The organism is Tepidiphilus margaritifer DSM 15129, from assembly GCF_000425565.1.
GTDB classification, from domain to species: Bacteria; Pseudomonadota; Gammaproteobacteria; order Burkholderiales; family Rhodocyclaceae; genus Tepidiphilus; species Tepidiphilus margaritifer.
In genome coordinates this window covers 12,189-32,492 of the sequence record NZ_AUDR01000018.1, presented here as the reverse complement: position 1 = coordinate 32,492, position 20,304 = coordinate 12,189, and the positions used below count along the sequence as shown (strand labels likewise).

Genomic DNA, 20,304 nt, shown 5'->3' with positions numbered 1-20,304 from the left:
GGGGAGAACGCACGACCATGTTGAGTCAAGAGTCGCTCGCAAAAATCGATCGCGAAATCGCCAAATACCCCGAAGGCCAGAAGCGCTCGGCGGTGATGGCGGCGCTGCGCATCGCGCAGGAGGAGAAGGGGTGGCTCGCCCCGGAGACGATCGAATTCGTCGCCAACTATCTCGAGATCCCGCCGGTAGCCGCCTATGAAGTGGCCACCTTCTACAACATGTACGATCTCGAGCCGGTGGGCAAGCACAAGATCACCGTGTGCACCAACCTGCCGTGCGCCCTCTCGGGTGGGGTCAGTGCTGCCGAGTATCTCAAAGAGAAGCTCGGCATCGACTTCGGCGAGACCACGCCCGATGGCCTCTTCACGCTCAAGGAAGGGGAGTGCATGGGCGCCTGCGGCGATGCTCCGGTGATGCTCGTCAACAACCACCACATGTGCAGCTGGATGACGAAGGAAAAAATCGACCAGCTCATCGAGCAGCTGAGGGCCAAATGAGCGCGCAAGGACTGATCCTCAAGGGACTCGACGGCGACCGCACCTGGCGGCTCAAAGACTACGAGGCGCGCGGCGGCTATTCGGCCTTGCGCCGGCTCCTCACGGACAAGGTGCCGCCGGAGCAGGTGATCCAGGAAGTCAAGGCTTCCGGTTTGCGCGGTCGTGGCGGCGCCGGATTCCCCACGGGGCTGAAATGGAGTTTCATGCCCCGGCAGTTCCCCGGTGAGAAATATGTCGTCTGTAACTCCGACGAGGGCGAGCCGGGTACCTTCAAGGATCGCGATATCCTGCGCTACAACCCGCACGCCGTCATCGAGGGCATGATCATCGCGGGCTACGCCATGGGATGCCGGCGCGGCTACAACTACATCCACGGTGAAATTTTCGAAGTCTATTTGCGCTTCGAAGAGGCGCTCGAGGAGGCTCGCGCCGCCGGCTACCTCGGCGAGAACATCCTCGGCAGCGATTTCTCCTTCGACCTCTACGCCCATCACGGCTACGGCGCCTACATCTGCGGTGAGGAAACGGCGCTGCTCGAATCGATCGAAGGCAAGAAAGGTCAGCCGCGCTTCAAGCCGCCTTTCCCGGCGAGCTTCGGCCTCTACGGCAAACCCACCACCATCAACAACACCGAGACCTTCGCCTCCGTTCCCTTCATCCTCCAGATGGGCGGCGAAGCCTTCCTCAACCTCGGCAAGCCCAACAACGGCGGCACGAAGATCTTCTCGGTATCCGGCCACGTCAACCGTCCCGGCAACTACGAGGTGCCTCTGGGGACGCCGTTCGCCGAGCTGCTGGAGATGGCCGGCGGCGTGCGCGGCGGTCGCAAGCTCAAGGCGGTGATTCCGGGGGGTTCTTCGGCCCCAGTGCTGCCGGCCGAGATCATGATGCAGTGCACGATGGATTACGATTCCATTTCCAAGGCCGGCTCCATGCTCGGTTCGGGCGCGGTGATCGTGATGGACGAGACCACCTGCATGGTCAAGGCCCTGGAGCGCCTCTCCTACTTCTATTTCGAAGAATCCTGCGGGCAATGCACCCCGTGCCGCGAGGGTACCGGTTGGCTCTATCGCGTCGTGCATCGCATCGAGCACGGACAGGGGCGGCCCGAAGATCTCGCGCTGCTCGAATCGGTCACCGGCAACATCATGGGGCGTACCATCTGCGCCCTGGGCGATGCCGCTTCGATGCCGGTGCAGAGTTTCATCAAGCACTTCCGCAGCGAATTCGAGTATCACATCGAGCACAAGCAGTGTCTGGTGCCGCCCGAAGTGCAGCGGGCGGGAAGTGAAATCTACGTGGGGCCGTCATGCTAGAACTCGAAATCGACGGGAAGCCGGTCCAGGTCGACGACGGCAGTACCGTGATGGATGCGGCGAAGAAGCTGGGGATCTACATCCCGCACTTCTGCTACCACAAGAAACTGTCGATCGCCGCCAACTGCCGCATGTGTCTGGTTCAAGTGGAAAAGGCACCCAAGCCGCTACCGGCCTGCGCCACGCCTGCCACCAACGGCATGAAGGTGTATACACATTCGCCGGCGGCGGTGAAGGCGCAGAAAGGAGTGATGGAGTTCCTCCTCATCAATCACCCTCTCGACTGTCCGATCTGCGACCAGGGGGGTGAATGCCAGCTGCAGGATCTGGCCGTGGGCTATGGTCAGGGCGCCTCGCGCTACGACGAAGAAAAGCGCGTGGTGCACGAAAAAGACCTCGGCCCCTTGGTGCAGACGTTCATGACGCGCTGCATCAACTGTACCCGCTGCGTGCGCTTTCTCGACGAGATCGGCGGCTACCAGGAGATGGGGCAGGCGTTCCGCGGCGAGCGGGCCGAGATCATGCCCTTCCTCGGGCGTACGATCGACTCTGAGCTCTCGGGCAACATCATCGACCTCTGCCCGGTCGGGGCGCTGACGTCCAAACCCTTCCTCTACCGCGCGCGTACCTGGGAACTCACCCGCCGCCGCTCGGTGAGCCCGCACGACGGTTTCGGTTCCAACCTGATCGTGCAGTCGCGCCACGACGTGGTCAAGCGGGTGCTGCCGCTCGATACCGAAGCGATCAACGAATGCTGGCTCTCCGACCGCGACCGTTTCGCCTATCCCGGGCTCGAAGCGGCCGACCGGCTCACGAGCCCGCTCGTCAAACGCGACGGCCAATGGGTCGAAGTCGATTGGGCGACGGCGCTCGAAGTGGCGGTCAATCGCCTCAAGAGCGTCATCGACGAGGAGGGGGCACGGCAGGTGGCCTTCCTTGCGCACCCCATGGCCACCGTCGAGGAGCTCCATCTGCTCAAGCGCCTGGGTGAGGCTTTGGGGGTGGGGTTGATCGATGCGCGTCCCGATCGGCTGGATGCCAGGGCCGATGCCGCCCGCGGCGCTGCCGCCTGGCTCGGCATGGAGTATGCCGACGTCGCAGCACTCGATCGCCTCTTCGTGATCGGCTCCGCCTTGCGCCAGGAACTGCCGCTCCTCGCGCACCGCGTGCGCCAGGCGGCCAAACGCGGGCTCAAGGTGGCCGCGCTCGATTTCGTCGCCGACGACTGGCGCCTGCCGGTCGCGCCGCGGCTCGTGGCCAAACCCAGTGAATTCGTCGCCCGTCTTGCTGCCGTGGTGCGTGCCGCGGCCGAAGCGAAAGGCGTGGCGGTGCCGAGCGTAGCCGGAGAGGCTGCTGCGCCCAATGAAGCGGAACGGGCGATCGCTCAGCAGCTGCTCTCGGGTGAGCGGCGAGCGATCTGGCTCGGGGCGCTCGCCCTGGCGCATCCGGATGCGGCAGCGATCGAATCCCTTGCCACGGAATTGGCCCAGATTTCCGGCGCGACGCTCGGCTGGTTGCCGGCCGGGGCGAATGCCGTCGGGGCGCAGCTCGTGGGGGCGGTCGGTGCCGAGACGGCACTCGCTTCGCTCGCGCAGCCGCGCTCGGCCTACCTGTTGCTGCACTTGGAGCCGGAAGACTTTGCTGACGAGATGGCAGCCCAGGCGGCTTTCGAGCGTGCCCGCACGGTGGTGGCCCTCACGTCCTATGCCGGAGAGGCGTTACGTGCCCGTGCCGACGTGCTGCTGCCGGTGGCGCCCTTCACCGAGACGTCCGGCACTTTCGTCAATCTCGCAGGGATGGCGCAGTCCTTCACCGCCGTGGTGCGCCCCAAAGGGGAGACGCGGCCGGGGTGGAAAGTGCTGCGCGCCATCGGTGCGATGCTCGGATTCGCCGGATTCTCCCAGCAGAGCTCGGAAGAGGTGAAGGCCGAAGCGCTGCCGGAGGGCTGGCAGGCGCGGCTCGCGCGCAGCGGTGCTTCCGGTTTCACTGCCGCGGCGCGGTCCGCCGGCGAAGGGCTGGAGCGCATCCCGCTCGCGCATCCTTACGCGCGTGATCCGATCGTGCGCCGTTCCCCGCCGCTGCAGCAGACGGCGGAATCGCGCCGTCTGCGCATGGCGCGCCTGCATCCGGATACGGCCCGGGTGTTGAAGGTGGCCGAAGGAGATCGGATTGGCTTGGGGGCGGGGTGTGTGGCCGAGGCGGCGCTGGATGCCGGCGTGCCGCCGGGCGCCGTGTTGCTGGCCTTGGACGGGGTGTTCGCCCAGGCGGGACAGCCGTGGGCGGTGCTGAGCGTGGAGCGTGCATGATGGAATCGACTTGGCAAACCCTCGCGGCATGGTTCGGCCCAGCTTGGCCGGCGGTCTGGGTGCTTTTGAAGATCGTCGTGCTCCTCATCCCCCTGATGCTGGCCGTGGCCTACCTGACCTTTGCCGAGCGCAAGATCATCGGCTACATGCAGGTGCGCATCGGGCCGAACCGGGTCGGTCCCAAGGGCTGGCTGCAGCCGATCGCCGATGCCCTGAAGCTCCTCTTCAAGGAAGTGATCTTCCCCTCGCAGGCGAACAAGGGGCTGTACGTGATCGGGCCGATCATGGCGCTCACGCCCGCCCTGCTTGCCTGGGTGGCGATTCCCTATGGCGAGGGGATGTGGATCGCGAACATGAATGCCGGCGTGCTCTTCCTGCTCGCGGTCACCTCGCTCGAAGTCTACGGCATCATCATCGCCGGCTGGGCCTCGAACTCCAAGTACCCTTTCCTCGGGGCGATGCGCGCCTCGGCGCAGATGGTCTCCTACGAGGTGGCGATGGGCTTTGCGCTCATCTGCGTGCTGCTCATCGCCGGTAGCCTTAATTTCCAGGACATCGTCCATTCGCAGGCGCAGGGGCGATTCGCGCAGATGGGTCTGGGATTCCTTTCCTGGAACTGGCTGCCGCTCCTGCCGCTCGCGGTGGTGTACTTCATCTCGGGCGTGGCCGAGACGAACCGCGCTCCGTTCGACGTGGTCGAGGGGGAATCCGAGATCGTTGCTGGGCACATGGTGGAGTATTCGGGGATGGCGTTCGCGCTCTTCTTCCTCGCCGAATACGCCAACATGATCCTGGTTTCTTTCCTTACCTCGATCTTCTTCTTCGGCGGCTGGCTCTCGCCGGTGGGATTCCTGCCCGACGGCCTGCACTGGCTGGTCATCAAGGCAGCGGTCTTCCTCTTCCTCTTCCTGTGGTTCCGCGCCACCTTCCCGCGGTTCCGTTACGACCAGATCATGCGCTTGGGTTGGAAGGTCTTCGTGCCGATCACCCTGATCTGGCTGTTCGTGGTGACGGTGTGGATGTTGTCGCCGCTGTCGATCTGGCGCTGAGGAGAATCATACGATGGGCGCGCACAACCTGATCGGAACCTTGTTCCTGAAAGAGCTCTTCAAGGGGCTCGCCGTGACCGGGCGGCATTTCTTTGCCCGCAAGATCACGGTGCAATATCCAGAAGAGCGTACGCCGCAGAGTCCCCGTTTCCGGGGATTGCACGCGTTGCGTCGCTATCCCAATGGCGAGGAGCGCTGCATCGCCTGCAAACTGTGCGAAGCGATTTGTCCGGCCATGGCCATCACCATCGAGGCCGAGCCGCGCGCCGACGGGTCGCGCCGCACCACGCGCTACGACATCGATCTCACCAAGTGCATCTTCTGCGGTTTCTGCGAGGAGGCTTGCCCAGTGGATGCCATCGTCGAGACGCGGGTGTTCGAGTACCACGGCGAGCAGCGCGGCGACCTCTATTACACCAAGCAGATGCTGCTGGCGGTGGGCGACAAGTACGAAGCACAGATCGCCGCCGACCGGGCAGCCGACGCGAAGTATCGTTGAGACGGGAAAAGGACAGGTCATGGAATTCCAAACCGTCGTGTTCTACCTCTTCGGGGCGATCGCAGTGGCCGCGGCCCTGGGCGTGATCGTGGTGCGCAACCCGGTGCATGCCGCGCTCTTTCTGGTACTCGCCTTTTTCTCCTCGGCAGCGATCTGGCTTTTGCTCGAGGCGGAATTCCTGGCCATCGCCCTCGTGCTCGTCTATGTGGGCGCCGTGATGGTGCTCTTCCTCTTCGTCGTGATGATGCTCGACATCAACGTCGATCGCCTGCGCGAAGGGTTTTGGTCGAATCTTCCGCTGGGCTTGCTGGTCGCGGCGGTGTTGGTGGTCGAGATGGTGCTGGTGCTCACGGGCGACTTTTTCCGTAAATGGCCGGCACCGGCGCCCTTGCCGGCGGATGCGAGCAACACCGCCGACATCGGTCGGGTGCTCTATACCGTCTATGCCTATCCGTTCGAGATCGCGGCCTTGGTGTTGTTGGTGGCGATGGTGGCGGCGGTGAGCCTGACGCTGCGCAAGCGCAAGGACGTGCGCCATCTCGATCCGGCCGAGCAGGTGAAAGTGAAGGCGAGCGAGCGGTTGCGGGTGATCTCCATGCCCGCGGAAAAAGAATGAGCGGAGCGACGTGATGCTGACCTTGTCTCACTTCCTGGTGTTCGGTGCGGTCCTGTTCGCGATCAGCGTGGTCGGGATCTTCCTCAACCGCAAGAATCTGATCGTACTGCTGATGGCCATCGAGCTGATGCTCCTGGCGGTCAACACGAACTTCGTCGCCTTTTCGCACTATCTGGGCGACATCCACGGCCAGATCTTCGTCTTCTTCATCCTGACGGTGGCGGCGGCCGAGTCCGCCATCGGACTGGCGATCTTGGTGGTGCTGTTCCGCAACCGCCGCACCATTCACGTCGATGACCTCGACCAACTGAAGGGCTGATCCGATGAGCGCGATGAACGAAATGAAAACGCTCTATCCCTTGGTGCCGCTCGCGCCGCTGGTGGGTTCCATCGTCGCGGGGCTCTTCGGGCGCTGGGTGGGGCGGCGCGGAGCGCACACCGTCACCATTCTCGGCGTGCTCGTCGCTTTTCTTGCGTCGGTGGCGATCTATTTCGACGTCAAGGCCGGCAACACCTTCAACGGGCCGCTCTATGTCTGGGGTACGAGCGATGGGCTCTCCTTCCAGGTGGGCTTCCTCATCGATTCCCTCACGGTGATGATGATGCTCGTGGTCACTTTCGTGTCGCTGATGGTGCACATCTACACCATCGGCTACATGGCCGACGACCCGGGCTATACGCGCTTTTTCAGCTACATCTCGCTCTTCACCTTCTCGATGCTGATGCTGGTGATGGCCAACAACTTCCTGCAGCTCTTCTTCGGCTGGGAAGCGGTGGGTCTGGTGTCGTACCTGCTGATCGGTTTCTGGTACACGCGCCCCAGCGCCATCTACGCCAACCTCAAGGCTTTCCTGGTCAACCGCGTCGGCGACTTCGGGTTTCTCCTCGGGATCGGGCTGGTGGCGGCCTACGCCGGTTCGCTCGACTATACCGAGGTGTTCGCCAAGGCCGAGCATCTGGCGGGGCTCACCGAGACGGTCACCGGTTGGCCGCTCGTCACCGCCATCTGTATCGCGCTCTTCGTCGGCGCCATGGGCAAATCGGCCCAAGTCCCCTTGCACGTGTGGCTGCCGGATTCGATGGAAGGCCCGACGCCGATCTCGGCGCTCATCCACGCCGCGACCATGGTCACGGCCGGTATCTTCATGGTGGCGCGCATGTCGCCGCTCTTCGAGCTCTCCGACACGGCGCTCTCCTTCGTGCTGATCATCGGCGCCACGACCGCGCTCTTCATGGGTTTCCTCGGCATCGTGCAGAACGACATCAAGCGCGTGGTGGCCTATTCGACCCTGTCGCAGCTCGGCTACATGACGGTGGCGCTGGGCGCGTCGGCCTATTCGGCGGCGGTGTTCCATCTCATGACGCACGCATTCTTCAAGGCGCTCCTCTTCCTCGCCGCCGGTTCGGTCATCATCGGCATGCACCACGACCAGGACATGCGCAACATGGGGGGCTTGCGCAAGTACATGCCCATCACCTGGATCACGGCGCTCATCGGCTCGCTCGCGCTCATCGGTACGCCCTTCTTCTCCGGGTTCTACTCCAAGGACACCATCATCGAGGCGGTGGCCGAGGCGAACGTCTTCGGCGCGGGGTATGCCTATTTCTGCGTGCTCGCCGGCGTCTTCGTCACGGCCTTCTACACCTTCCGCATGTACTTCCTCGTCTTCCACGGCCAGGAGCGTTTCGGGAAGGCGCACCCTGGGCACGAGGCGCATGGTCACGACGAGCATCATGGGCTGGCGCCGGGCGAGAAACCGCACGAGTCGCCCCCGGTAGTGACGGTGCCGCTGGTGCTCTTGGCCATTCCCTCGGTGGTGATCGGCTACTTCACGATCGAGCCCATGCTCTACGGTGGTTGGTTCGGTGATGCGATCCAGGTGCTCGCCGAGAAACATCCGGCCATGGAGAAACTCGCCGAGGAATTCCACGGACCGCTGGCGATGGCGCTGCATGGCTTTACTTCGCTGCCGTTCTGGCTCGCGCTCGCCGGTGTCGTGCTCGCCTGGTTCTGCTACCTGGTGCGTCCGCAGGTGCCGGAATTCTTCGCCCGCACGTTCCGCCCGATCTACGTGTTGCTGGAGAACAAGTACTATTTCGACCGTTTCAACGAGGTGGTCTTTGCCGGCGGGGCGCGGTTGCTTGGCCGCTTCCTGTGGCAGATCGGTGATCGCACCATCATCGACGGGGCGGTGGTCAATGGCTCGGCTGCCATGGTGGGCGAGATCGCCGGCACGGCACGTTCGCTGCAGACGGGGCGGCTCTACCATTACGCCTTCGCGATGATCGCCGGCATGGTGGTGCTGCTCTGGTTCATCTACCGCGGACATTGAGGCGGGAATCGATTCCCGGTTTTTTTACGATACAACGACGACGCGCACACGGAAGAGCGACATGGCGGGAATTCCTTTACTGAGCTTGGCGATCTGGATTCCGATCCTCGGAGGGCTGCTGGTGCTCGCGGTGGGTGGCAACGACCGCAATGCGCCGCTGGCGCGGGTGACGAGCCTCTTCGCGGCGGCGCTCGGCTTTGCGGTGACGCTGCCGCTGTGGTTCGAGTTCGACGCGTCCACCTCGGCGCTGCAGTTCGTCGAAATCCGCGACTGGATCCCGCGCTATGCGGTGCACTACCACCTTGGTGTGGACGGCATCTCGATGCCTTTCGTGCTGCTCAATTCCTTCGTCACGCTCATCGTGGTAGTGGCCGGATGGGAGGTGATTCAGGAGCGCGTGGCGCAGTACATGGCCGCCTTCCTCATCATGTCCGGCATCATCAACGGTATCTTCTCGGCGATGGATGCCGTGCTCTTCTATGTCTTCTTCGAGGCTTCCCTCATTCCGCTGTATCTCATCATCGGCATCTGGGGCGGACCGAACCGGGTCTATGCGGCGATCAAGTTCTTCCTCTACACGCTCGCCGGGTCGCTCCTGATGCTGGTGGCGCTGCTCTATCTCTTCTACGCCTCCAATGGCAGTTTCGAGATCCTCGACTGGCACCGTCTGCCGCTGGGAATGGGGGCGCAGCAGCTGCTCTTCCTCGCGTTCCTCGTGGCTTTTGCCGTCAAGGTGCCGATGTGGCCGGTGCACACCTGGTTGCCGGATGCACACGTCGAGGCGCCCACCGGTGGCTCGGTGGTGCTGGCGGCCATTGCCCTGAAACTGGGCGCTTACGGTTTTCTGCGCTTTTCGCTGCCGATCGCGCCGGATGCTTCCATGGGCTTTCAGGGTCTGATCGTGGGACTCTCCCTGATCGCCGTGGTCTACATCGGTTTCGTCGCCCTGGTGCAGGAGGACATGAAGAAACTCGTGGCCTACTCCTCCATCGCGCACATGGGATTCGTCACGCTGGGCTTTTTCGTGTTCAACCGGCTCGGCATGGAAGGGGCGATCGTGCAGATGATCTCGCACGGGTTCGTCTCGGGGGCGATGTTCCTGTGCATCGGCGTGCTCTACGACCGGATGCACTCGCGGCGCATCGCCGACTACGGCGGGGTGGTAAACGTCATGCCGAAGTTCGCTGCTTTCTTCCTGCTCTTCGCCATGGCCAACTCGGGTCTGCCGGCCACCAGCGGTTTCGTCGGGGAATTCATGGTGGCGCTTGCCGCGGTGAAGACCAACTTCTGGATCGGGTTCTTTGCGGCCACCACGCTCATCCTCGGCGCGGCCTATTCGCTGTGGATGTACAAGCGCGTCGTCTTCGGTCCGGTGGCCAACGACCGCGTGGCGGCGCTCGACGACATCGGGGCGCGCGAATTCTGGATGCTGGCGGTGCTTGCGTTCTTCGTGCTGTTGCTGGGGGTGTATCCGGCGCCGCTCCTGGACGTGATGCACGCCTCCGTCGATGAACTGCTGCGGCACGTGGCCGCCGGCAAACTGCACTGAGTCAAGCCCTCTACGCTGGGACGGGATAGAACATGGAATTCGAACGACCGGACTTCTCCTTGGCGGCTGCCGAGATCTTCGTGGCGGTGATGGCGCTCGTCGTCATGGTGACGGGGACTTTCCTGCGCCGCATCAGCCGGGAGCTCGGCTATGCGCTGGCGCAGATCACCGTCATCGGCGCCGCATTCATCACGGTCTTCTCGGTGAACGAGCCGACGGTGCGTTATACCTTCGGCACGATGTACGTCTCGGACTGGCTCGGCCAGGTGCTCAAGCTCTTCATCTACCTGTCGGTATTCGCCTCGCTCCTCTACGGACGGCTCTACCTCATCGAGCGGCGACTGGAAAAGGCCGAGTATTACGTGCTGATGCTGCTGTCGATGCTGGGGGCGATGATCCTGGTGTCGGCCAACAACCTGCTCGTGCTCTACCTCGGACTGGAGATGATGACGCTCGCGCTCTATGCGCTCGTCGCCTTCGACCGCGACAACGGCCTGCGCTCCGAGGCGGCGATCAAGTACTTCGTGCTGGGGGCGATCTCTTCGGGGCTGCTGCTCTACGGGATGTCCATGATCTATGGCGCCACCGGCTCGCTCGACTTGGGCACGGTGGCCCAGGCGGTCTATCTCGGGGCGGGCGACGAGATGGTGCTCAAGTTCGGTGTCGCTTTCCTCGTGGCGGGCATTGCCTTCAAGTTCGGCGTGGTGCCGTTCCACATGTGGGTGCCCGACGTCTATCATGGCGCCGCCACCCCGGTGACGCTGCTCATCGCCTCGGCGCCCAAGCTCGCCGGCGTTGCGCTCGCCCTGAGGCTGCTCGTCGGCGGATTCTTTGGTCTCGCGGAGACGTGGCAGCCGATGCTGATGCTGCTCGCCGTGGCCTCCATCGTGCTCGGCAACCTGGCGGCCATCGTCCAGAACAACATCAAGCGCATGCTCGCCTATTCGGGCATCTCCCACATGGGATTCGTGCTCTTGGGCCTGCTCGCCGGCGTTACCGACGGCAGCCACCAGCTTGCCTTCAATGCCTATAGCTCGGCGCTCTTTTACGCCGTGTCTTACGCCCTCATGAGCCTGGCGAGCTTCGGCATGGTGCTGTTGCTCGCGCGCACCGGGTTCGAGGCCGAGCACATCGACGATTTCAAAGGGCTCAACCGCCGCAGTCCCTGGTTCGCGGCGATGATGCTCTTCGTCATGTTCTCCATGGCCGGCATTCCTTTCTTCCTCGGGTTCTTTGCCAAGTTCGCCGTGCTCGAGGCGGTGGTCGCTGCCGGCCACACCTGGCTCGCCGTGCTCGCGGTGATCATGTCGGTGATCGGCGCGTATTACTACCTGCGGGTGGTCAAGGTGATGTACTTCGATGAGCCGACGGATCGCACGGTGCTCATCGCCTCCAGCGAAACCCGCGTGTTGCTCTCGGCCAATGCACTGACTTTGGCGGTGGCGGGCCTCATGCCGCAGGGGTTGATGTCGATCTGCGCCTACGCCATCCTCACCTCCTTCTGAGCGGGGGCTCTGTCCGTGTCCGCGCCCGATGATCCCTTGCGCGAAGTGACGCTGACCTCGGACACGGTATGGGAAGGGGTCTTCCTGCGCGTGCTGCGCGATCGCGTGCGCCTGCCCGATGGGCACGAGACGACGCGCGAATACCTGCGCCATCCCGGTGCTGCGGCGATGATCGCGCTCACCGACGCGGGCGAAGTGGTGCTGGAGCGCCAGTTCCGCTATCCCCTGGGATGCAGCATCATCGAGTTGCCGGCCGGAAAACTGGATGCGGGCGAACCGCCGCTCGTTTGTGCCCGCCGGGAGCTGGAGGAAGAAACTGGTTATACGGCCGAGCACTGGGAAGCGATCGGGCACTTTCATCCCTGTGTCGGCTATTCCGACGAGGTGATCCACGTCTTTCTCGCCCGCGGACTGCGCGCCGGTCGCCGTCGGCTCGATCATGGCGAATTCCTCGAGGTGCTGCACTGGCCGCTGTCGCGCCTGTGGCAGGCGATCTTCGCCGGTGAGATCACCGACGGCAAGACGCTGTCGGCTTTGCTGCTCGCGCTGCCGAAGTTGCGTGCGCTCGGGTTGCCCACGCCATGAGCGCGCTCCTCTACGCCCAATCGGGCGGGATGACGGCGGTGATCAACGCGAGCGCCGTGGGCGTGATGCGCGCCTGCGCTGCGGCGGGTGTACCCTTTCTCGCCGCCCGGCACGGCATTCTCGGTGTGCTCGAAGAGGAGCTCGTCGCGCCCGGTACGCTCGATGCTTCCGTGCTCGCGCGCATCTCGCGCACGCCGGGCGGGACCTTCGGTTCCTGCCGCTTCGACTTGCCGCCGCTCGATGAAGCGCCGGCGCTCCACGAGCGGCTCTTTGCCGTGCTCGAGGCGCATGAAGTGCGCTGGTTGCTCTACAACGGCGGCAACGGATCGATGGATACCGTGCGCCAGCTGCACTTGAGCGCGCAACGCCTGGGTTACCCTCTCACCGTGGTCGGTGTGCCCAAGACCATCGACAACGACCTTCTCGGCACCGATTTTTCTCCCGGTTATCCTTCGGCGGCGAAGTATCTCGCTACGAGCTATCTCGAAGCGAGCCTCGACCTGGCTTCCCTTTACGTGCGCAAGCCCCGGCTCTTCGTCATGGAGACGATGGGGCGCAACGTCGGTTGGCTCGCCGCCAGTACCTCGCTTGTGCAGCGGTTTGCGCCCGACGAAGGGCCGCACCTAGTGCTGTTGCCGGAGACGCTTTTTCGTCCTGAAGCGGTTTTCCCTCGTGTGGAGGAGGCGCTCTCCCGCCTCGGTTTTTGCTCCCTCGTCGTCGCCGAAGGGGTCAAGGACGAAACGGGGCGACTGCTGTCGATGCGCGGGGTGGAGGAGGGGCGCTACGTACAACTCGGCGGGGCGGGGACGGCGCTCGCGCAGCGGCTTGCGCAGGAATTCGGCGTGAAATATCACGTCGCCGTGCCGGATTATCTGCAGCGGGCCGCGGCGCATTGGGCAAGTCCCGTCGATTACGAGGTCGCCGACCGCTTGGGCGAATTCGCCGTGGAGACGGCGCTCGCGGGCAGATCGGCGGTGATGGTGGCGGTGGAGCGTATCGGTGAGACGCCGTACCGATACCGCTGCGTGACGGTGCCGATCGATACGCCGGCCAACCGCGAGCGCGGCTTTCCGCCAGAGTGGATCGATGCCTCAGGCTGTGGCGTAGACGAGGCATTCCAGCGCTGGCTTTCCCCCCTCATCGAAGGAACCTTGCCCACCCCCTGTCGTGGCGGCTTGCCGGACGTCCAACTGCCTGCGTGGGAGAGCCTGCCGAAGCGCTGCGCGCCGTGGTCTGCGCCCTGAACGTTCCTGCCGTGCCTATAATGGATTCAGACAAGGCAAAAGGGGAGAGGGGAATGCGTGCCCCGTTACTGCAAGCCGTTTTCTTCGCCGTGGTGCTCGCTCTGAGCGCGTGCGCCACGCCGCTCATCCAAACGCCCCTGTTCGAAACCGAATCCCAGCTCCTTGCGGCGCGTGGCTCGCCCACGCGCGTGTGGCAGAACCCCGACGGCACGCGCACGCTGGAGTATGCTACCCAGCCCTACGGTTGGACCTGCTGGATGTACACGGTCGATCGCGATGGGCGCATCGTCGAGCAGCACGATGCGCTCTCGCCAGAGAATCTGGCCCGCGTCAAGCCGGGCATGACCAAGGCCGAGGTCGACCGCCTGCTCGGGGCGCATCGTCGCGAGCACTTCTACTCCCTCTCCGGCGAGGAGGTGTGGGACTGGAACATCAGGAATGAATGGCGTGGCGTGCTCTTCACCCTCTTCAACGTGCATTTCAAAGGAGAGGTGGTCGAACGTACCAGCGTGAGCTACGTCTATAGCTGGATGGATCCGGATGCGATGTGAGCTTGGCTCCATCTTCAGGCGCCGTGACGGCGGAATTCGGCCAACCTCATTCCCGAAGCGTAGAGGGTGACGAAATAGGCGAGCGCGCAGGCGGCAAGGAGCAGGGTGAGCCGCAAGGTGCGCTCAAGGGTGGGCAGATGCAGCCAATCGCCCGCCATCTGCGCTCCGACCCAGGCTACCGTGCCGAGCGTCAGCGTCGCTGACGCTACCCGTAGCAGAAACCTTCCCCATCCCGCCAGCGGGCGATACGTGCCGCGCCGCCACAGGCCGTGCAGCAGAAGCCCGGCATTGAGCCAGGCCGCGAGGCTGATCGACAGGGCCAAGCCCGCGTGCGCGAGCGGCAGCACGAAGACGAAGAGCGCGTTCATCGCCTGGGTGGCCACGAGCGAGACGAGGGCGATTTTCACGGGCGTGCGCACGTTTTGCTGGGCATAGAAACCGGGGGCGAGGATCTTCACCGCGATCAAGGCCGTGAGCCCGACGCTGTAGGCAATCAGTGCGCGGCAGGTGGCGAGTGCATCCTGTGCGCCGAACGCGCCATGCTGGAAGAGTACGCTGACCAGCGGCTCGGCCAGCAGCGCCATGCCTGCGGCTGCCGGCAAGGTGAGGAGTACCGTGAGGCGTAGCCCCCAGTCGAGCAGCGCCTGGTAGTCTTCGCGGCTCGCGCGGGCGTGTGCCCGCGACAGGCTCGGCAGGAGGATGGTCCCGAGCGCCGCACCCAGCAACCCCGAAGGAAATTCCATCAGCCGGTCGGCGTAGTAGAGCCAGGAGACGCTGCCGCTGGGCAGCAAGGAGGCGAAGACGGTATTGATGAGCAGCGACACCTGGGCCACCGAGACGCCCAATACCGCCGGGGCCATGAGCCGCAGCACGCGGCGCACGCCTTCGTCTCGCGGGGCCCAGTCCCAGCGCGGCCAGGTACCAAGGCGCCGCAAGGCGAACACGTGCAGCACGACCTGAGCGAGCCCACCGACGAGCACGGCCCAGGCGAGTGCCGTGACCGGCGGCGAGAAAGCCGGTACGTCGGCGATTACGAGCAGGGTGAACCCGATGAAGGAGAGGTTGAGCGCCACGGGCGTGGCCGCCGGTAGGGCGAATCGGCCCCAGGTGTTGAGGATGGCCGAGGAGAAAGCGACTAGCGCCATGCACAGGATGTAGGGAAAGGTGATGCGCGTCATCGACACGGCGAGCGCGAAGGTTTCAGGACGGGACAGGAATCCCGGCGCCGAGAGGGCGATGAGTGCGCCCGAGCCGAGCATTCCCAGGAGCGTCACGGCGCTTACGGTGGTGAAGAGCAGGGTGAAGACGCGGTTGATCAGGGTCTGTGTCGCCTGCGCCCCTTCGCGTTCGCGCGTGTGTCCCAGCACCGGCACGAAGGCTTGGGAGAATGCCCCTTCGGCGAAGAGCCGCCGCAACAGGTTCGGCAAGCGAAAGGCGACGAAGAACGCGTCGGTGGCGGGGCCGGCGCCGAAGACGGCGGCGATCAGCAAGTCGCGCACGAAGCCGAGGATGCGGGAAGCGAGCGTGAAACCGCTGACGGTGGCCAGCGCGCGCAACAGATTCATCGTGTCGGTTGCATCGAAATGGCGGAAAGGCTAGAATTATAGTTTCTTCCAAGTATTTCGGGGTTGAAGGACATGGCCAACACGGCTCAAGCTCGCAAGCGCGCTCGTCAGGCGCTCAAGCGCCGCGCGCACAACCGCAGCCTGCGCTCGCGTCTGCGTACTGCCATCAAATCGGTGCGTCAAGCGCTCGCCACGGGCGACAAACAGCAGGCGCTCGCCGCTTTCCAGGCTTCGCAGGGTGTGATCGATTCGATGGCCGGCAAAGGGATCATCCACAAGAATGCCGCTTCCCGTTACAAGAGCCGGCTGATGGCGCGCATCAAGGCGCTCGGCTGAGGGATCGGCAAAGATCCTTCGCCTTGGCGATGCCTTGGCGATGAAAAGGCAGCTCAGGGGCTGCCTTTTTCTTGTCCTTCTTTTTCCTGTCGCCCTTCGTCGTTGGGCGGCGTTTCTTCGTCGAGGAAACGCAGCTGGAGGTCGTTGTCCTTGGCGAAATTGAGCAAGAAGTGGTAGGCGAGGGGTTCGACGTCATAGAGCCGGGCGTCGACCCGCACGGTCTTGGCGCCGTTTTCGTCGGGGCCAGGTTGGACGTAGGGCGAATAGCGCATCTTGTGGTCGGAGCCGAACTGCGACATGATGCCGCACAGGCGCTCGGCCCAGTCGCTGGGGCGAAAGCGCTTGCCTGAGGAAGTGAGCCCGACGATGACGAAATTGCGCACGGTAGGTTTCATGGGAGGCCCGTCGAGGGTCGATCCGGCATCATGCGAAAAGTGGAATTATAGCCCAGCCCGTCGTCCGGCTGATGGCGGTACGCCATGATCCGGACGCTTCGGGGAATTTTGATGCGATAATCCTCCGTTCGTTGCGCGGTCGTATCCTTGCCGCGCCCATCGTGAAGGGAATTCGCCTCATGTTCGAAGTCATCCGTCGTAAGCGGCGCATCGCCCAAGGTATCCTGCTGCTGCTGATCCTGCCCTTTGCCTTCTTCGGGATCGAGCGCTATTTTTCCGGCGGCCCCAACCATCAGGAGGCGGCCAAGGTGGGCGATGCGGTCGTGACCACGGCCGAGCTGCGCCGAGCGGTGGAAGAGCGCACGGCGCAATTGCGGCAACGGTTCGGTGAAAATTTCGACGCGCGCATCGCCCGCGATCCCGCTTTCGTCGAGATGATGCTGCGCGAGCTCATCGAGCGCCGTTTGGTGCAGGCAGAAGCGGCTCGCTTGGGCGTGGTGGTGACGCCGGAAGCCTTGCAGCGGGCAATCGCTTCTTTTCCTGCTTTTCAGCAGGATGGAAAATTCTCCTATCCGCGCTACGAGGCGGTACTGCGCGCGCAGGGGCTCACGCCCAAGGCGTTCGAGGCGATGCTCGCCCAGGATTTGGCGGTGCAGCGCCTGGTGGAACCGATCGCACAGGGGACCATCGTGCCGCGCGAGCAGACGCTGCATCTCGTGGCGCAGCAGCTCGAGGAGCGCGAGGTGAGCGTGGCGGTGCGCGCCGCGGCCGACGAGGCCGACCCCGCCGCTTTGACCGAGGAGGCATTGCGCGCCTACTATGAAAAAAATGCAGCCCATTACGTCGAACCTGCCAAGGTGCGGCTGCAATACCTGCTCGTCGATGAAGAAGAGATCGGCCGGGGACTCACACCGAGCGAGGCGGATCTGCGCGCGCTCTACGAGCAGGCACCGGAGCTCTTCCGCGATCCGGCCACCCAGCAGGTGCGGCCCTTCGAGGAGGTGCGTGAGGCGCTGGCCGATTCCTGGCGCAGCCGCCAAGCCCGTCGCCGCTACGGGGAAGTGCGCGAAGAACTGGGGAACGCCGTGTTCGAGGCGATCGATCGGCTCGAACCCGTGGCCGAGCGTTTTGGCCTGAAAATCCATGAAACTGCACTCATGCCTCTGGAGGAAGTCGAGCTCGCTGGCGTGAAGAGCGACAAACTCATTTCCGCCCTCAAGGAGACGCAAGCGCAGGGAGGGCAGAACCTCGAGCCGATCGAACTCGCTCCAGGCAAGCTCGCCGCGGTGCGCGTGGCCGAATACGTGCCGCCACGGCCTCTTTCCTTCGATGAGGCTCGGGCGCGGGTGACCCAAGATTTGGCGCGGGAACTAGGGCGAGAGCGGCTGCGCGAGCGGGCACCCCAATGGCTCGAGCGGCTGGAAAAGGGCGAGGCGGTGCCCGAGCTCTCGTGGCAACCCAAACGCAGTCTCACGCGGGCGTCCAATGCTCTGCCGCCGGAGCTGGTCGACGAAATCTTCAAGGCGACGCCGCCGTGGCCGCGCCATCTCGCGTGGGAGGCCCCCAATGGAGATCGTTGGTTCGTGCGCATCGAGGGCGTACGTCAGCCGCAGTTGCAGGCGGACGACCCGATGGTGCAGTTTGCCGGCGAGCGCATCCGCTCGGTGATCGGCAACGTGGAGTGGCGCGGCTGGCTGAAGACGCTGGAAGCGCGTCACCCCGTGGTGATCCGGCGCGAGGCGCTGCAGGAGCTCACCGCAGCACCGTGACGACCTGCCGCCGGGACCAGCCCGGCGGGGATGCGCGTCATTCCTGCTCGGGGTTGCCGAGGGCGGTAGTATTGAAACCGCCGTCGACGTAAAGAATTTCGCCGGTGATGCCGCTTGCCAGATCCGAACAGAGGAAAGCGGCGGCGTTGCCCACCTCTTCGATCGTGACGTTGCGCCGCAGCGGGGCGTTGTGCTCGTTGAAGCGCAGGAGTTTGCTGAAGCTACCAATGCCCGAGGCGGCCACCGTCTTGATCGGACCGGCCGAAACGGCATTGACGCGCGTACCTTCGGGGCCGAGGCAGGCGGCCATGTAGCGTACCGCTGCTTCCAGGCTCGCCTTCGCCAGACCCATGATGTTGTAATTGGGCATGGTGCGCACGGCGCCGAGGTAGGTGAGGGTGAGCAAGGAGCCATTCCGACCTTTCATCATCGGCCGGGCAGCCTTGGCGAGCAAGGGAAAGCTTGCTGCGCTCACTTCCTGCGAGATGCGGAAGGCTTCGCGGGTGAATCCGTCGAGGAAATCGCCGTCGAGCGCTTCGGTGGGGGCGTAGGCGATGGAGTGCACTAGGCCATCGAGCCCGTCCCAGTGCTGGCGCAGCGCCGTGAATAGCCCCTCGATCTGTGCGTCGTCGGTGACGTCGAGCGGAAAGGCGAGCTCGGAGTCGAATTCCGCGGCCAGTTTGCGGATGCGTTCCTCGAAGCGTTCGTTCTGGTAGGTAAAGGCGAGTACGGCGCCTTCGCGGTACATCGCCTTGGCGATGCCGTAGGCGATCGAGCGGTTGCTCATCATCCCGGTGATGAGGATTTTCTTGCCGGCGAGAAAGCCCATCGAGTGTGCTCCGTCGTAGTTATCGTGTGGCGGCGATTATACGGCAAGCCCGCGTGGGCTTTCGTATCAGCGCTTCTCGCGCATCAAGCGGGCCTTTTCGCGCAACCAGTCGCGCTCTTTTTCGGCCTCGCGCTTGTCGTGCTGCTTCTTGCCCTTGGCAAGCCCGATCGTGGCCTTGATGCGGCCGCGGGAGAAGTGCAGATCGAGCGGCACGAGCGTGTAGCCGGCGCGTTCCACCTGGCCGATGAGCCGGTCGATCTCGCGCCGGTGCAGCAGCAGCTTGCGCGTGCGCGTGGGGTCGGGATGGACGTGGGTCGAGGCGCTCGCAAGGGGTGTGACGTGCATGCCGAGCAGGAAGAGCTCGCCATCCTTGACGATGACGTAGGCTTCCTTGAGGTTCGCCCGGCCGGCACGGATCGCCTTGACTTCCCAGCCCTGCAGCTCGATGCCGGCCTCGAAGGTCTCCTCGATGAAGTAATCGTGGCGTGCCTTGCGGTTTTCGACGATGCTCATGGACGGCGTTCCGGTGACGTGCTGGGGTAGAATCGTCGATTATAGGTGAGCAGCCGGCGAAAGCACACGATGGCCGAGGTCCACAAGCGCGTCTTGATCGATTCACCAGCGGAGACGATGTTCGAACTCGTCGACCGCTGCGAGGATTATCCCCTATTCCTGCCCTGGTGCGGCGGGGTCGAGCTGCATCGGCGCACGGATACGCTCACCGAGGCGACACTGCACGTGGATTTCCACGGCATCAAAACCCATTTCACCACGGTCAACGACAAGGAATTCCCCCATCGCATGCACATTCGCCTCAAGGAGGGGCCCTTCCGCCGTCTGGAGGGGGAATGGCGTTTCGTGCCGTTGGGGGAACAGGCCTGCCGCGTGGAGTTCGACCTCTCCTACGAATTCTCGTCGCGCGTGCTGGAGAAAGTGCTCGGGCCGGTGTTCAATCGCATCGCGGCCACCTTCATCGACGCCTTCGTGCGTCGGGCCCGTCAGATCAAGGGGGAGGGCAGTGGCTGAACTGCGTATCGAGCTCGTTTGCGCTCCCGCCCCGGGGGTGATCGATCGCGTATCGCTCGTGTTGCCTGAAGGGGCGACGGTGCGCGATGCCGTGCTGCGCTCGGGGATCCTCGAGCGCCATCCGGATTTGTGGCCAAGTTGGGAGTGCGCCTGCAGTCTCTTCGGGCGGCTCGTGCCGCCGGAGACGCCCCTTGCCGAGGGCGACCGGCTGGAACTCACCCGGCCACTCATCGCCGACCCGAAAACGGTACGCCGGCGCCGTGCCCGAACGTCTCGTGACAAAAACCCCGAGGAGCGCAAGGCTCCCTGAATCCGCCTCGCCGGTATAATTCCG

Annotated in this window: 21 protein-coding genes; 17 read left to right on the top strand and 4 right to left on the bottom strand. The window is 64.1% G+C overall.

Annotated elements, in window-relative coordinates; genetic code table 11:
- Positions 1-17 precede the first annotated feature (17 nt).
- The 13 genes from nuoE to H607_RS12155 all read left to right on the top strand — a co-directional run bounded on the left by nuoE (position 18) and on the right by H607_RS12155 (position 14,050).
- Entirely contained in the window at positions 18-497 is a 480-nt protein-coding gene (gene nuoE, locus H607_RS0107400; protein ID WP_028874909.1) for an NADH-quinone oxidoreductase subunit NuoE, read from the top strand.
- Entirely contained in the window at positions 494-1,813 is a 1,320-nt protein-coding gene (nuoF, locus tag H607_RS0107395; RefSeq protein ID WP_028874908.1) for an NADH-quinone oxidoreductase subunit NuoF, read from the top strand. The genes nuoE and nuoF overlap by 4 nt, the downstream gene beginning before the upstream one ends.
- Positions 1,807-4,119 (top strand): NADH-quinone oxidoreductase subunit NuoG, encoded by a 2,313-nt coding sequence (gene nuoG, locus H607_RS0107390; protein WP_028874907.1) that lies wholly within the window; start codon positions 1,807-1,809, stop codon positions 4,117-4,119. Before nuoF ends, nuoG begins: the two co-directional genes overlap by 7 nt.
- Complete coding sequence (nuoH, locus tag H607_RS0107385; protein WP_028874906.1) at positions 4,119-5,168, top strand: NADH-quinone oxidoreductase subunit NuoH; 1,050 nt, start codon at positions 4,119-4,121, stop codon at positions 5,166-5,168. The genes nuoG and nuoH overlap by 1 nt, the downstream gene beginning before the upstream one ends.
- Before the next feature lie 13 nt (positions 5,169-5,181).
- Positions 5,182-5,667 (top strand): NADH-quinone oxidoreductase subunit NuoI, encoded by a 486-nt coding sequence (gene nuoI / locus H607_RS0107380; RefSeq protein ID WP_028874905.1) that lies wholly within the window; start codon positions 5,182-5,184, stop codon positions 5,665-5,667.
- A 19-nt stretch (positions 5,668-5,686) separates the two neighbouring features.
- Positions 5,687-6,283: an NADH-quinone oxidoreductase subunit J gene (locus H607_RS0107375; protein ID WP_028874904.1), complete on the top strand. Its 597-nt coding sequence runs from the start codon at positions 5,687-5,689 to the stop codon at positions 6,281-6,283.
- A gap of 13 nt (positions 6,284-6,296) precedes the next feature.
- Entirely contained in the window at positions 6,297-6,602 is a 306-nt protein-coding gene (nuoK, locus tag H607_RS0107370) for an NADH-quinone oxidoreductase subunit NuoK (protein WP_028874903.1), read from the top strand.
- Between the two features lie 13 nt (positions 6,603-6,615).
- The gene (gene nuoL / locus H607_RS0107365) at positions 6,616-8,616 is read left to right on the top strand and encodes an NADH-quinone oxidoreductase subunit L (protein ID WP_028874902.1); all 2,001 of its coding nucleotides are present in this window, start codon (positions 6,616-6,618) and stop codon (positions 8,614-8,616) included.
- 61 nt (positions 8,617-8,677) lie between these two features.
- Positions 8,678-10,165, top strand: a complete 1,488-nt coding sequence (locus H607_RS0107360) for an NADH-quinone oxidoreductase subunit M (RefSeq protein ID WP_028874901.1) — start codon at positions 8,678-8,680, stop codon at positions 10,163-10,165.
- Positions 10,166-10,197: 32 nt separating this feature from the next.
- The gene (nuoN, locus tag H607_RS0107355) at positions 10,198-11,670 is read left to right on the top strand and encodes an NADH-quinone oxidoreductase subunit NuoN (RefSeq protein WP_028874900.1); all 1,473 of its coding nucleotides are present in this window, start codon (positions 10,198-10,200) and stop codon (positions 11,668-11,670) included.
- 15 nt (positions 11,671-11,685) lie between these two features.
- Positions 11,686-12,255 (top strand): NUDIX domain-containing protein, encoded by a 570-nt coding sequence (locus tag H607_RS0107350; RefSeq protein ID WP_028874899.1) that lies wholly within the window; start codon positions 11,686-11,688, stop codon positions 12,253-12,255.
- On the top strand, positions 12,252-13,499 hold the full coding sequence (locus H607_RS0107345) for a 6-phosphofructokinase (protein ID WP_028874898.1): 1,248 nt from the start codon (positions 12,252-12,254) through the stop codon (positions 13,497-13,499). The genes H607_RS0107350 and H607_RS0107345 overlap by 4 nt, the downstream gene beginning before the upstream one ends.
- A 53-nt stretch (positions 13,500-13,552) precedes the next feature.
- The gene (locus H607_RS12155) at positions 13,553-14,050 is read left to right on the top strand and encodes a hypothetical protein (protein WP_051240752.1); all 498 of its coding nucleotides are present in this window, start codon (positions 13,553-13,555) and stop codon (positions 14,048-14,050) included.
- A gap of 14 nt (positions 14,051-14,064) precedes the next feature.
- Here H607_RS12155 and murJ read toward each other — a convergent pair whose 3' ends face one another.
- Positions 14,065-15,615, bottom strand: coding sequence for a murein biosynthesis integral membrane protein MurJ (gene murJ, locus H607_RS0107335; RefSeq protein WP_028874897.1), 1,551 nt, complete (start codon positions 15,613-15,615; stop codon positions 14,065-14,067).
- Between the two features lie 72 nt (positions 15,616-15,687).
- Here murJ and rpsT point away from each other — a divergent pair, with 72 nt between their 5' ends.
- Entirely contained in the window at positions 15,688-15,951 is a 264-nt protein-coding gene (gene rpsT / locus H607_RS0107330) for a 30S ribosomal protein S20 (RefSeq protein ID WP_028874896.1), read from the top strand.
- A gap of 53 nt (positions 15,952-16,004) precedes the next feature.
- Here rpsT and H607_RS12150 read toward each other — a convergent pair whose 3' ends face one another.
- On the bottom strand, positions 16,005-16,346 hold the full coding sequence (locus H607_RS12150; protein WP_051240751.1) for a DUF3579 domain-containing protein: 342 nt from the start codon (positions 16,344-16,346) through the stop codon (positions 16,005-16,007).
- A gap of 179 nt (positions 16,347-16,525) precedes the next feature.
- Between H607_RS12150 and H607_RS0107320 the strand changes: the two genes are divergently transcribed.
- Positions 16,526-18,115 carry a peptidylprolyl isomerase gene (locus tag H607_RS0107320; RefSeq protein WP_028874895.1) on the top strand — a complete coding sequence of 530 codons (1,590 nt, stop codon included), beginning with the start codon at positions 16,526-16,528 and terminating at the stop codon, positions 18,113-18,115.
- A gap of 37 nt (positions 18,116-18,152) precedes the next feature.
- On the opposite strand, the gene H607_RS0107315 is transcribed toward H607_RS0107320, so the two are convergent.
- Complete coding sequence (locus H607_RS0107315; RefSeq protein ID WP_028874894.1) at positions 18,153-18,944, bottom strand: enoyl-ACP reductase FabI; 792 nt, start codon at positions 18,942-18,944, stop codon at positions 18,153-18,155.
- Between the two features lie 66 nt (positions 18,945-19,010).
- The gene (gene smpB / locus H607_RS0107310; protein WP_028874893.1) at positions 19,011-19,457 is read right to left on the bottom strand and encodes an SsrA-binding protein SmpB; all 447 of its coding nucleotides are present in this window, start codon (positions 19,455-19,457) and stop codon (positions 19,011-19,013) included.
- A 69-nt stretch (positions 19,458-19,526) separates the two neighbouring features.
- On the opposite strand from smpB, the gene H607_RS0107305 reads away from it, so the two are divergent.
- Together H607_RS0107305 and H607_RS12145 are read left to right on the top strand one after the other, a co-directional pair.
- The gene (locus H607_RS0107305; protein ID WP_028874892.1) at positions 19,527-19,970 is read left to right on the top strand and encodes a type II toxin-antitoxin system RatA family toxin; all 444 of its coding nucleotides are present in this window, start codon (positions 19,527-19,529) and stop codon (positions 19,968-19,970) included.
- The gene (locus H607_RS12145; RefSeq protein WP_051240750.1) at positions 19,963-20,280 is read left to right on the top strand and encodes an RnfH family protein; all 318 of its coding nucleotides are present in this window, start codon (positions 19,963-19,965) and stop codon (positions 20,278-20,280) included. The genes H607_RS0107305 and H607_RS12145 overlap by 8 nt, the downstream gene beginning before the upstream one ends.
- Positions 20,281-20,304: the final 24 nt, after the last annotated feature.